The sequence below is a fragment of the Methanoculleus sp. UBA208 genome (genome assembly GCF_002498065.1).
GTDB lineage: Archaea > Halobacteriota > Methanomicrobia > Methanomicrobiales > Methanoculleaceae > Methanoculleus.
On sequence record NZ_DAFZ01000053.1, the window covers coordinates 1 to 12,777 of the forward strand.

At 54.9% G+C, this 12,777-nt stretch carries 11 protein-coding genes and 1 pseudogene; 2 read left to right on the forward strand and 10 right to left on the reverse strand.

What is annotated here, in order from left to right; translation table 11 throughout:
• The 7 genes from BRA62_RS05170 to wecB form a co-directional block, all read right to left on the reverse strand.
• Positions 1-230, reverse strand: a 230-nt coding sequence (locus BRA62_RS05170) for a hypothetical protein (RefSeq protein WP_292365398.1), incomplete at its 3' end; no start/stop codon positions are given.
• A gap of 128 nt (positions 231-358) precedes the next feature.
• A complete protein-coding gene (locus tag BRA62_RS05175) occupies positions 359-1,492 on the reverse strand; it encodes a phosphonoacetaldehyde reductase (RefSeq protein WP_292365400.1) in 1,134 nt (377 codons plus the stop codon).
• Positions 1,485-2,639 (reverse strand): phosphonopyruvate decarboxylase, encoded by a 1,155-nt coding sequence (aepY, locus tag BRA62_RS05180; protein WP_305066099.1) that lies wholly within the window; start codon positions 2,637-2,639, stop codon positions 1,485-1,487. The genes BRA62_RS05175 and aepY overlap by 8 nt, the downstream gene beginning before the upstream one ends.
• Entirely contained in the window at positions 2,636-3,247 is a 612-nt protein-coding gene (locus BRA62_RS05185) for an isocitrate lyase/phosphoenolpyruvate mutase family protein (protein ID WP_292365402.1), read from the reverse strand. The genes aepY and BRA62_RS05185 overlap by 4 nt, the downstream gene beginning before the upstream one ends.
• Positions 3,159-3,944 carry an isocitrate lyase/phosphoenolpyruvate mutase family protein gene (locus BRA62_RS05190; protein WP_292365403.1) on the reverse strand — a complete coding sequence of 262 codons (786 nt, stop codon included), beginning with the start codon at positions 3,942-3,944 and terminating at the stop codon, positions 3,159-3,161. Before BRA62_RS05190 ends, BRA62_RS05185 begins: the two co-directional genes overlap by 89 nt.
• 201 nt (positions 3,945-4,145) lie before the next feature.
• Positions 4,146-4,859: an FkbM family methyltransferase gene (locus BRA62_RS05195; protein WP_292365404.1), complete on the reverse strand. Its 714-nt coding sequence runs from the start codon at positions 4,857-4,859 to the stop codon at positions 4,146-4,148.
• Positions 4,856-5,962, reverse strand: a complete 1,107-nt coding sequence (gene wecB, locus BRA62_RS05200; protein ID WP_292365405.1) for a non-hydrolyzing UDP-N-acetylglucosamine 2-epimerase — start codon at positions 5,960-5,962, stop codon at positions 4,856-4,858. The genes BRA62_RS05195 and wecB overlap by 4 nt, the downstream gene beginning before the upstream one ends.
• A gap of 156 nt (positions 5,963-6,118) precedes the next feature.
• On the opposite strand from wecB, the gene BRA62_RS05205 reads away from it, so the two are divergent.
• Together BRA62_RS05205 and BRA62_RS05210 are read left to right on the forward strand one after the other, a co-directional pair.
• On the forward strand, positions 6,119-7,288 hold the full coding sequence (locus BRA62_RS05205) for a glycosyltransferase family 4 protein (RefSeq protein WP_292365407.1): 1,170 nt from the start codon (positions 6,119-6,121) through the stop codon (positions 7,286-7,288).
• Between the two features lie 22 nt (positions 7,289-7,310).
• The gene (locus BRA62_RS05210; RefSeq protein WP_292365409.1) at positions 7,311-8,057 is read left to right on the forward strand and encodes a glycosyltransferase family 2 protein; all 747 of its coding nucleotides are present in this window, start codon (positions 7,311-7,313) and stop codon (positions 8,055-8,057) included.
• A 32-nt stretch (positions 8,058-8,089) separates the two neighbouring features.
• On the opposite strand, the gene asnB is transcribed toward BRA62_RS05210, so the two are convergent.
• The 3 genes and pseudogenes from asnB to BRA62_RS05225 form a co-directional block, all read right to left on the reverse strand.
• A complete protein-coding gene (gene asnB / locus BRA62_RS05215; RefSeq protein WP_292365410.1) occupies positions 8,090-9,910 on the reverse strand; it encodes an asparagine synthase (glutamine-hydrolyzing) in 1,821 nt (606 codons plus the stop codon).
• A gap of 352 nt (positions 9,911-10,262) precedes the next feature.
• A pseudogene (locus BRA62_RS05220) lies at positions 10,263-11,153 on the reverse strand (glycosyltransferase); the annotation flags it as partial.
• A gap of 299 nt (positions 11,154-11,452) precedes the next feature.
• Positions 11,453-12,772, reverse strand: a complete 1,320-nt coding sequence (locus BRA62_RS05225) for a nucleotide sugar dehydrogenase (RefSeq protein ID WP_292365414.1) — start codon at positions 12,770-12,772, stop codon at positions 11,453-11,455.
• Between the last annotated feature and the right edge of the window lie 5 nt (positions 12,773-12,777).

A 12,777-nucleotide genomic window follows, 5' to 3' on the forward strand; every position in this document is an offset into this window, starting at 1 on the left:
GAGGGTTTCAACAGAGCCGAATATTGATATATTACCTGGAAGTCTTTTGATTGATTCGGGTTTACTGCCTCGATCAGTGATTTATTGCAGGTGATCCATACGATCCGGAATTCATCACAATAATATTTAACAAACTTTTGAAAGAGATATTTACTATTGTCAGAAAATTTTTGACCCAGGGGTCCGGAGAAGACTAAAAGGTCATTGTCTTTAGGCCACACGAAGTCCATAGATTTAAAGACAATTCGTCGGAAGTTGCATAATGCCCATAATGGACGCGCAATTAAATTTCTTTCGAGAAAACCGAACGCCCTTGTTCTATACGACATAGTTTCTCCCGATATTATCCCCTTAACAACTATAGACACTGAAAAGCGTCCCTGACAATGGTACACACATCACTTACGTTTGCTGGGCGCATGTTGTTATCAGCCCTTCCCGGCGTGAGCATATTGTGAACCAATGAAAGAATTTGTTCTTCCTTTAGCCCGTATGTTGAAAAAAACCTTGGAACATTCAGGTTTAACAGTAACCTGTTCAGTGCATCTGCCAGCACTAGAGTGTCAGCATGCCCGAGACTCTGGGCAAGCTGTTTTAATCGTCCATCATCAACCTCCGCATTATATTTTAGGATCTCCGGTAGGGCAAAACTGCATGCGATCCCGTGGGGAAGGTCAAATCCGAGGGTCAATGGGTACGATATCGAATGAGCTAGAGCTGTTCGAGTCTGGCTTATTGCCATCCCTGCCAGAAGGCTTGCACTCATCATTGCCGAACGGTTTGCCCGATCATGGGACCTGTTCTTAAGTTCTGGCAGAGTTTTAAGTGATATCGCCAGCGACTGCGTTGCAAGACCAATACTTACTGGGTTTGCATTCTTGTTCCAGACCGATTCAAATGCGTGGGAGATCGCATCTAAGCCCGAAGATATAGTGAGTGATTCGGGGAGGCAGAGTGTTAATGTTGGATCGAGAATTGCTTTTATGGGAAAGAGATCGTTGCCTGTTAGAGAGTGTTTCTTCCGCTCTCGAAAGTCCCAAACTGTCGCAAAAGGAGTCACTTCAGCTCCTGTTCCCGCAGTGGTTGGGATAGTTATAACCGGGAGAGCCCTCTCGTTTTCAAGGGACAAACCCGCTCTGAGATGACCAGATAGCGTCGCTTCTTCGGGTTGGGTGAGTATACGAGCGAGGGCTTTGGCCGTATCAAGACTGCTCCCTCCCCCCAACCCAATCAGGCAGTCAGGGTCGACGTGCCTCAAGCGTTCCGCAGTGTTATCGATTGCATCGATATCTGGGTTGGGTTGTACCGTATCGCAGACAGTAGCGAGCCTATCACCCAGCGCTCTTTTCATATGGGTCACGACCCCGCGTTTAGTAAACCCCGGCGTCGTAATCAAGGCAATCCGCTGATAATTGATACCACTACTGGCCCTATCGAGGCCTTCGGGACAGAACTCAATATGAGTGGGGTTATAAAATGACCAGTTATCCATCTGATTCCTCCATTCTTACGACCCCTAAATTACCCATAAACGCGTCGCGGTTTTCCAGAGGAGTTGTTTTCGGTCGACCGAGATCCTTCCGGGAGCCTCTCTTGATCCTGACCTCAAGAAGCGCAGGGCCGTTGGCAAACCTGAGTTGGTTCATGAAATCTTTTATGCTGTCTGGTTCTGTTACCGAGCGCGCGTCCCGATAACCGCACGCTTTCGCGATCTGAGGGATATCAATATTGAGCCCAACAGTTGGCTGGCCCCCAACCGAATCGTGCGCTCCGTTGTTGAATATGACATGGATCAAATTATTCAGTCCTGATTGGCCTATCACAGCAAGAGCACCCATATGCATTATTGCAGCCCCATCCCCGTCAAAACAGATTACGCGCCGATCGTGTCTTCGTGCCGCAATTCCCATGGCGATAGAGGAGACGTGACCCATTGAACCAACAGTTAAGAAATCCTTTCCATGTCCTTCACCCCTCGCTTCCCGGTATTCGTAGAGTTCACGTGAGAGTTTCCCGGTCGTGGAGACCACCAGATCTCCTGGTTCGAGAAGATCAACGATAATTTCCATGGCTTTTTCTCTCGTTATGCAGCATTGCGTTGTACTCTCTTTCTGCAACGAGTAGTGCGAAAAGAATCCTGATTTCACCACTAAAACAACAGGCATCATCCGCTTCCGCAGGACCTGACATGCCCGGACTATCACCGATTCAGGCTCTTCTAAACTCCCATCGAGAACAAACCACGGCAACTGCAGTACGTCGAGCAACTCAGTCAAGATACGCCCTTGCTTTGAATGCTGTGGCTCGTCAGGTTTCCCGGGTTCACCACGCCATCCGATCATGATGAGCATCGGAATGCTATAGACCTCTGGATCCGCAAGTGATACCAGAGGGTTGATAGCGTTGCCCAGTCCGGAGTTTTGCATGTATACCAATGTGGGTTCTCCGGACGCCATGAACCAACCTGCCGCAAGGGCAATTGCATTTCCTTCGTTTGCGGCAATAACGTGCGCCTGCTCATCCACATGGTCAGTCACGTAAGCGCAAAAATTTTTCAATAACGAGTCAGGCACACCTGTAAAAAATGAGATACCCTGATCTCTAATCGTATCGAATACCCTTTTCGGTGAGATCATCATTTGCACCCAGGGATCAGTTCGAGTGTCTCTTTGATTGGTATAAGCATCGAATCTACCTCAAGTGACCTCTGGTGGATTAAAATACTCTTTGCTGTCTCGACCATTGCAGGATATGCCGCCCGAATTAGATGGTTCGCGTAAATGACCACGTCTACGCCCGCTCCAATGAGCTCATCTTCTGTCACCGAGTTATAGGTTGTAGGGACAACAAATAGCGGAACTCTCCGAGAGAAGTTTTTATATTCCGCACAGAAGGCAAAAATATCGTCAGGGGTCTTTGCTCTGCTATGGATGAGAATCCCGTCTGCACCAGCATCGATATACGCCCGAGCGCGTTTGAGTGCATCTTCCAGCCCTTTGTCCAAGATAAGACTCTCAATTCGTGCTATTATCATAAAGTCGTTAGTGACCTGAGCTTTCTTGCCTGCGCTGATTTTATTTGCGAAGTCCTCGATACTGTCTTGGTGCTGAACAACGTCGTTCCCTAGGAGGGAGTTCTTTTTCAGTCCGATCTTATCCTCAATTATCGCCGCTGAAACGCCGAGCCGCTCCAGTGTCCGGACAAGTATATTGAAAATGTTCCGGTTTGCCCCCTGTATCGGCATCATAAACGATAGGCTTCGTTGTCACCTCGATCAGATCGTTCAGTGTAGAGACACGTGCTGAAACATCTACTGCTTCAATATCTGGCTTCCCTTTTGCAGTTGATTCGGTGAGGCTGCTCGCCCAGATTCCATCGAACTCTTTCTTTCCTTTTTCGGTATTGATGCCAATATTTTCTACGATTAATCCGGTTAAACCATTATGTGCCTCAAGTAGCCGTACAATGGGTTTAGCATCCAAAAGACGTCTTAGTTTATTTCGTCGGAGATCTGGCGTTGTACCGTTGTTTTTCAGTGCGTGATTTAATTGTGTTGATGAAATGCCTCGTGTATAAGGGATCTCAACAAGTTGCCCTCCCCATGTTGCTAATGTGTCAATTACTGCCTGCCGTACGTATTTCTGGACGCCTTCTTGCCAATCATCTCCATGGACAACATAGTCTGGGCGGTATTTTAGCAGATTTGGAACATAATCCAGTTGTTCCTGAGGGACAACCCGATCAACCCCTTTTAGACTTGCAACAACTTCCTTGCGCTGCGCGAAAGTCATATATGGTAGACGTTTGTAACTGGCTATTGCAGCATCGGTTAGGACACCCACCGTGACCTTGCCGAGCTCTGCAGCTCGACGGATTACGTTCAAGTGGCCGGGGTGGATTATATCTGCACTCATCCCGACGTAAACTATCTTATCGCCTGGCATTCGTCTCCCTACATTTGTTTCCCTAATTATAGTAACATTCGAGTAAGCGAATATATATGCCCGTCGAAAGTTATCAACTCTATGAGGTCCTTATATTTGCTTCAAGTTTGATTGGATAAAGTTGCATATAAATTGGTTATTCACAGGTGACGCCCAGGTTATACTATCGCATATTTATTTGATATCTGGGTTGACATGGCACTAGTTCCCTCTCTCTAAGGGCACGCAATACAGGTCGTCGGGTGATAATTGCTCAATGTTATAATCGTATTCAGAGAGGAGGTCCAAACACTCATCTAATAAATTGTCGTGTACTGATAGTACAATTTCCGGTCTGATCTCCGATAGGCAGATATCAGCACCGTGCAGTGCTCTCACCTCCGCTCCCTCGACATCTATCTTCATGATGTCTGGTGAGATTCCGCTGTTCTGGATGAACATGTCAAGAGTGGTGCACTCAACCTCGATGTTACCGTCGTCAGAAAACTTGCACATCGTATGTGCAGTCCCATCAAATCGAATGATTCCAGGTGCATCTGCTAGTGCTTTTTGTACGGGGGTAACATTGATACACTTGTTGATCGTGATATGTTCAATGAGCACTTGCATGTTTCCCGGCTCCGGCTCGAATGAGATCACCTTCCCGGCGTCGCCGACAAGGGTGGATGCAAATAGTGTGTAATACCCAACGTTTGCGCCGATATCAAAGAACACCGCCCCCGCATTCAATCCACCCTGCAACCGTGTCGCAATATGCCGCTCATAGGCTCCAAATGCACAGGATGGGATGGAAGAAGTAAACTGCCATTTCTTTCCTCTGAGCACACCGAAAGGGATCCTAACCATACCGATCCCGAGTGCCTGCCCTGCCTGCATCACTGCAACTCCGGCGCGCTCCCGGATTTTTATGCTCATGTTCGTCCCCCTTCTGGGATAGAATCATCTACCAAGCCAACGATCTCCACAATCTTCCTCCCCGTCGTCCCGTCCCCGTAGGGATTCTGCCAGGCCCGCTCCCTCGCCATCATGACCCGCACGCCTTCGACAATCGCCTCCGGGTCGGTCCCCACCAGGATATTCGCCCCGACGTCCACCGTCTCCGGCCGCTCCGTGTTCTCCCGGAGCGTCACGCAGGGCGTGTGAAGAATACACGCCTCCTCCTGGACGCCGCCGGAGTCGGTCAGGATCAGTCCTGCATGCTTCTCCAGCTGGAGGAAGGAGAGGTAGTCGAGAGGCTCGACGCAGCGGATGGAGCCGGCCCGTAAGCCGAACCGCTCCATCATCTTCCTGGTCCGGGGATGCATGGGATAGATCACCGGCATCGCGTAATCGGCCGCGATACGCTCAAGACCCTTGAGGATATTGCCGAGTCTTCTCGCGTCGTCGACGTTCTCCTGGCGGTGGGCGGTGACGAGGAAGTAGCCGCCCGGGCGGACCCCGAGTTCCGAGAGAGGATCTATTGTTTCTTCGCTGATCGAGAGGTTCTGGTAGAGCGCATCGACGACTGTGTTTCCGCAGACGAAGATCTTCCCGTCAGGTATGCCCTCATGCATCAGGTTCTGCCGCGACGCCTCCGTCGGCGCAAACAGGTAGTCCGAAGCGTGGTCCGCCAGGATGCGGTTGATCTCCTCCGGCATTCTCCGGTCATTGCTCCGCAGGCCGGCCTCGACGTGCCCGACATGGATATGGAGTTTCGCTGCGGCGAGCGCTCCCGCGAGCACCGTGTTGGTGTCCCCCTGGACCAGAACTGTGCGCGGCTCCTCGTCGATCAGGACCCGCTCGATCTGGCCGAGCATCTTTCCGGTCTGCTCCGCCTGCAGGCCCGACCCCACATTGAGGTTGTACCGCGCCTCCGGGAGATGCAGCTGCTCAAAGAAGATCCTGTCCATCGAGTAGGAGTAATGCTGGCCGGTATGAAGGATGAAGTAGTTATCTCCTCTCTTTTCGTATTCCCTGATGATCGGAGACATCTTGATGATCTCAGGCCGGGTCCCGAGGATGATTGCAACGCCGCTCATGGTTCACCTGCACGGTTTTGGTGCGGTATTCCATTCATTGGTCCGGTGCCATATATAGCGCTGTTGTTGCGATTATCCCGCCAGGGTCAGCAGCTCTTCGACTCCCATCTGGGAAGACATATAATGAGCCTGATGTAAATGTAGTTAGGAGAGCGAATGGGGCTCAATATCTGCATACTTTCGGTCGATTTTCTCCCGAATGTCGGGGGGATCGCAGCACATGTCTACGAGCTTGCCAGGGCGCTCCGGGCTCTCGGGAACGACGTCACGATAGTTACGTTCCGCGATTCCCTCTTCGCTCCGGGAGAAGAGACGATCGACGGCCTCCACGTCGTCAGGGTCTACCTGCCTCGGAACACCGTGCTGCTGTATCCGGCATTTGCCCTGTTTGAATACTTCAGTGTACGGCGCATCATCAAGAGAAAGAAGATCGATCTCCTGCACTCGCATTACGTATTCCCTGACGGGTTCGTGTCGAGACTGCAGCCGGGGGTGCCCGGCATTGCGACCGAGCATACCTCTGGGTTCCTGGATCGCCTTGAGCGAGGAAGGATGCTAGGGCTGTACCGGTGGGTCTACAGCCGTATGGACCACATCATCACCCCCAGCGACGAACTTGCCGGGGCGGTCGGGTCGCTCGGGGTTCCCCGGCAAAAGATTACGTTCGTGTCAAATGGGGTGGATACGGATAAATTTTCGCCGGAGGTTCCGCCCAGGGACCTCCGGCAGCAGTACGCTCTCGCGGTGGGTACCCGGATCGTACTCTGTCCCCGGCGTCTCGAACCGAAGAACGGTGTCAAATACCTGATTGAAGCGGTTCCGGCGGTCCTCCGGCAATGCCCGGACACCTGGTTCTTTGTCGTCGGGGGATCCTATCCCGACCAGCTGGCCCTGCTCCAGAAGAGGGCCCGTGAACTCGGGGTGCAGGATCACATCATCTTTGCCGGGTCGGTTCCGAACGCCGAAATGCCCTCCTGGTATACGGCGGCGGACGTCGTGGTTCTCCCCTCCCTCAAGGAGGCGACCAGTATCGCGGGGCTTGAAGCGATGGCGTGCGGCAGGCCTCTGGTGGGGACAAATGTCGGGGGTATACCGCACCTCATTACCGACGGCAAGACCGGGGTCCTCGTCGAGCCAAGAGACCCTGATGGGCTCGCCGATGCACTGGTGCGTGCCCTGACTGACGATGCTGCGCGGAGAGAGATGGGGGTTGCGGCCCGCAAGAAGGCAGTGGACCAGTTCTCGTGGACCCGGATCGCCGGCACCGTGGAGAGCATCTACAGGAAAAGCCTCCAGGGCGTTGAGATTCGAGACAGGAAGTGGTGACAGCATGGGGATCTCAGCCTGCTTGATCACGAAAAACGAAGAAGAGGCTCTCGCCCGGTCACTTGAGATGATCTCGGCATACGTCGATGAGATCGTCATCGTCGACGGGCAGAGCGAGGATAATACGGCCGGCGTTGCCGAGAAGTACGGCGCCGTCCTGATCCAGAGGAAGTTCTCCGGCAGTTTTGCTATCGAGCGGAACTGCGGCATCGAGAGGGCGCGGAACGACTGGGTCTTCATCCTCGATCCCGACGAGACACTCGAGCCGGGGTTCCTAGAGGGCCTCCGAGGCCTTACATCCTCCCCGAAGTACGACGCCTACTCGTTCCTCAGGCACGACGTCCTCCCGGACGGAACAGTCCTTGAAACACCGTGCGGACACCCGGAGATCCATGTCAGGCTTGCAAAGAGGGACAGGCTGCGGTATTACGGTGCGATCCACGAAAAAGCGGTCGTCAACGGAAAGATCAAGTTCGTCCCGAAGGCGATCTATCACCATCGCGGCTACTTCGAGGACTACCCGCGAGAGAAGAAGGAACGCTTCGAGGCGATCGGACGGAACGCGTCAGAAGACCTCCAGGGCATGAAGATATCCTCGCGAGCGCTGTTCGTGAGGAATGTGAAACTGGTCTTTCACTACTTCAGGAACATGCTCGTCGGGATGGAGCTCTACAGGAAGGGGCCGGCCGGCATCGTCCGGGCGATACGGTATACCTACAGTTTTGCGAGTTATGGGCTGAGGCAGTACGTCCGCCTGGGCCAGATCTGACCGGGGAGAGGCCCTCCTCCCCCGTGCCGGAGCTATGCCGCCGGATCGATGAACCGGCGCAGCCAGAGTTCACAGCAGACCATACGCCAGATCTCGGACGAGTAGGGCGCCTTCCCCTGGAGAAAGGCCCGGTAACTCTCTGCTACGGCATTGGCGTCCCAATAGGGGCGGCTCTTAAACGTCGGTGACGCCAGGATCTCGAGGACCTTCTCGCTCATATCCCCCTGCATCCAGACCTCCTCCGGTGTCGCGAATCCCTTCTTGTCCATTCGGCACCGAATCGCGTCGGGCACCAGCCCCCGTATCGCTTTTCTGAGGATGAATTTGGTCACACCGTTCCGGATCTTCTGGTCGGCAGGGGTTGATGCCAGAAACTCCACGACCCGGTAGTCGAGGAACGGCACGCGAGCTTCTATCGAGAAGGCCATGCTTGTCCTGTCCTCCCAGTGGAGCAGATATGGCAGGTTCGCTCGCATCAGGTCGGTCTCCAGGACCTCGCTCAGGGTGCCGCGATAGCGGGGTGAACGGGACCCCTCCGTCCGGATCAGGCTCCGGTGCTTCTTGCGGGCGAAGAGTTGCGTCAGGGTGTACGAGAGGAAATCACTGTGGTGCCTGAGTGTCCCGAGGGTCTCGCGTGCAGCCCGCAGGATATGGAATCCCCGGGCCAGCTCCCTGATGTGGCAGTACTGGTAGGCGATGTAGCCTGCGAGGAGTTCGTCAGCTCCCTGCCCGTCCAGCACCACCTTCACCTCGTCCCGGGCAAGCCGCATGACGCAGTACTGGGAGTACAGCGTCAGGGCGGCAAACGGCTCGTCGTTGATGTAGAGCAGGTGCTCGATATCCGCCCAGATCGCATCGGTGGCCGGGTAGACCCGGTGTGACCTGACACCCGAGTTCTCCACGGCGATATCGATGTAGGCGCTCTCGTCACACCGTTTGTCCTCAAAGCAGGCCGAGAACGTATTCTGGCGCGGGGGCTCCCTGCCGGGAGAGCCACGGCGGAGCGCCCGGTTGATGAGCACTGTGAGGGTGGATGAGTCCAGTCCGCCGGAGAGGCAGGTCCCGACCGGCACGTCGCTGCGCAGGTGAAGATCGACCGCGTCCTCGAGGAGGCTCAGGAACTCACCGGACAGACGTTCGTCGGAACCGGGTTCCGATTCAAGGGCGGGATTGACGGTAACCCCCCAGAATGCCGTATGCTCCACGATCCCGTTCTCCCCGACGATCATGTAGTGTGCCGGGAGCAACTGGAGCACTCCCTTGAACATCGTCCGGTCGGTGTGGTCCGCGAGGCCCCACGCGAGGAACGCAGCGACCATCTCCTCGTCGGGGCGTCTCCCAACGTCGGGAGCGGTCCGGAGTGCCTTGATTTCGGACGCAAAGAGGAACGAGCCGCCGGCCATGGCGTAGTAGAACGGTTTGATCCCCAGGCGGTCGCGGGCGCAGAAGAGCTCGCGGCGCCGGCCGTCCCAGAGCGCGAACGCCCACATCCCGTTGAACCGGTGCAGGCAGCCCAGCCCCCACTCCTCGTATGCATGAAGGATCACCTCGGTGTCGGTCTTCGACCGGAACCGGTGTCCGCACGAGACGAGTTCCTCCATAAGTTCCCGATAGTTGTAGATCTCCCCGTTGAAGACCAGCCAGAGCGTTCCGTCCTCGTTCTGCATCGGCTGGCGCCCCTCTTCGGAGAGATCGATGATTGCCAGGCGCCGGTGAGCAAGCGCTACCATCCCGTCTACGTAGATCCCGTCCCCATCAGGCCCGCGGTGCCTGATGAGGTCGGACATCCGCCGGACCAGATCCGGATCGGCTGCTCCTCCTGCAAGATGTAGTTGCCCGGCAATACCACACATGGATAAGAACGTCTATCTGCAGGGTGATATATTTCTCTGGCAGGGTCCGGTTTGTCGCGCTGGAATGCGCCCCGGGTAAAAATAATGGTTTCCGGACCCATGGCGGTGGGGGTCGGGCCGGCTACCCGGTTCCCACCTTGTTAGACGTGCTCTCCCAGACCCGCATGTCTTTTCCGAGGTTGAGCAGCCCTTTTGCCAGGTAGGCCTGGTTCGTGGTGAAGGAGACGATCGTGTTGCTCCTCCAGAAGTACCCAACCATGGTAAGGAGGCCGAGCACCCCGATGGCGAGGACCGGGAATGCAAGGGCGAGCCCTACGATGAAGAGAGCGCTGCCGATGAAGAAGAGGGCCGGCGTTACGAGGTACATGTAGATCCGCAACGGATAAAAGAGCCGCGAGAACGGGCGCGCGTGCCTCAGGAGATCGAGATTCGCGGTTGTCGCCTCGATCAGACGTGTTGCCCGTCGGATCTTCTGCCGGTACTGCTTCTGGAAATCATGGGGTACATCTTCATATACCAGAGCCCCGGGCTCGTAAGCCGCCCGGAACCCGCGCCGGATCGCCTCGAACGCCGTATTCGCGTCGTCTGCTCCGCGCTTATCATCAATCCGCGTCACCAGATCGCGCTTGAACGCGACGAGCGCACCGTTGAACGTGTAGGTCGAATCTACCGCGCTCTCCCAGCTGCACATTCGCCCGTAGTAGTTCCTGTAAGCGCTCTCCATCTGTGCCGGGTGCGAAGGATCGCTTGGAAGGGGATGGAGGTCCCCGCAGACTGCGGCGATCCGATCGTCGCTGATCAACCGGGCAATGAGGTGTGCGAGAGCGTCATGCTCGAAGAAGACGTCGGCATCCGTTGTGACGATGATCGGGTGACGAGCCAGGCTCATTGCTTTGTTGTATGAGCGGTTCGTCCCCAGACGCTCGGTATTGGCGACAATGTGGTGAGTGATTCCCGCCTCCGTGAAGGCTTCTTCTGCAATCCGTCTTGTGTTGTCGGACGAGCAGTCATCGATGAAGATCACCTCGTATCGGTCTACCGGATAGGAGGATGCAAGGATATTCCGGACTCGCTCCTTGATCACAGCCTCTTCGTTATATGCAGAGATGATGATGCTGATGGCAGGAAATTCGAGAGGGACATGCAGTTTTTCCGGTTTCCGCCCGATATTAATCCCGATAAGGTATACTATGTATGGGGCGACTGCAGCAACGATGAGCCCTATGCCGATCCACAAGAGCATAGTATCAATTTAATGGTTTACTATTTATTATTTAGCCGGTATGATGAAAATACCCGTCTTTCTCCTCGCCTCTAACGAAAAATCCGCCCCGAAACGACGATCTGCATCTGGTGTGCGCGTGGCCGTGCGCTCAAAGCGGGATTCATATGAAACCCCGGGTCTCGGCCCTGTAGCCGTCACAGCATGGTTTTAGTGCCGGCCTCTATGTGGCTTATCCGACCTTGCGGCATCGGTCGTGCAGGCAGACACTTGCGTTCATCCTGAAAAAAGTGGTCTATTCCGTGCTGGCGTTACCGGGCTCACTCGCCTTTACCGATGCACAGGTATACGATTCCGTCTTTCTGCTGGAAGAGGTTCTTGCAGTCTACAAGAACAGGGGTACTCATACAGCTCCCGATATACCCTGCGTCCAGCCTTCTGAAGGCATCGTGGTCCACAAGGAATGCCGCACAATCAGCCCCCGAAAGCGCCTCTTCGATGTTCTCCGCCGAGGTAAACACGCCTGCCTTCGTCGCAAGGGAGGGGACGAACGGGTCGTAGACCCGCACGTCTGCCCCGAGGTTTGCGAGTTCTTCGACGATCTTGATGGAAGGCGACTCCCGCGAGTCGTTGATGTTCTTTTTGTAGGCGAGCCCCATCACAGCGACCTTCGCACCGTAAACCCGCTTGCCGACCTGTCTGAGCCCCTTCTCGATGAGGTTGACAGTGTGCACCTTCATGAACTCGTTGATCTCCCCGGAGGTCTCGATGAAGCGGGGGATGAAGCCATACTTCTTCGCCTGGTAAGACATGTAGTAGGGGTCGAGCGGAATGCAGTGACCGCCGATGCCAGGGCCCGGGTAGAAGGGCATGAAACCGTAGGGCTTGGTGGCCGCGGCGTCGATCACTTCCCAGGTGTCGATGCCCATCCGTTCGAAGATGAGAGCCATCTCATTGACCAGGGCGATGTTGACGTTCCTGAAGATGTTCTCGATCATCTTCACGGCTTCCGCCGTGCGGGCATCCCGAACCGGGACAACCCGGTCCATGATACTTCCGTAGAGGGCGGCGGCCACGTTGGTACACTCGACGTTTATCCCACCAACGACCGTCGGCACTTTATCGATGGGGTACTGCTTGTTTCCGGGGTCTACCCGCTCCGGAGAGTAGGCGATGCCGAAGTCGCTGCCGGCGACGAACCCGGTCTCTTCGAGGATCGGAACCACCACCTCATCGGTCGTCCCCGGAAAAGTTGTGCTTTCCAGAATGACGAACTGCCCCCGGCGCAGAATGATTTTGAGAGTCGAACAGGCATCCTTTATGCAACCCAGATCCGGGATCTTGTCTTCCGATAGCGGTGTTGGGACGCAAATGATGAGGAAGTCGCACTGGTGAAGGTCTTCGGGTTCAGAGGTTGGGAAGTAAGTATGTCCGAGGTATAGGGAGAGCTGCGTGTCCAAAACGTCCTGGATGTGAGACTTCCCTGCCCGGAGCCGCTCGACGGTGCCTGAACAGACGTCGTAGCCGAAGACGGTAAACTTCCGTGCAAAAGCCATTGCAAGCGGGAGGCCGACGTAGCCCTGACCGATAATTCCAATTTTTGCACTTCTATCAGTGATCTTTACAAGAAGGTTTTGCATTTGCT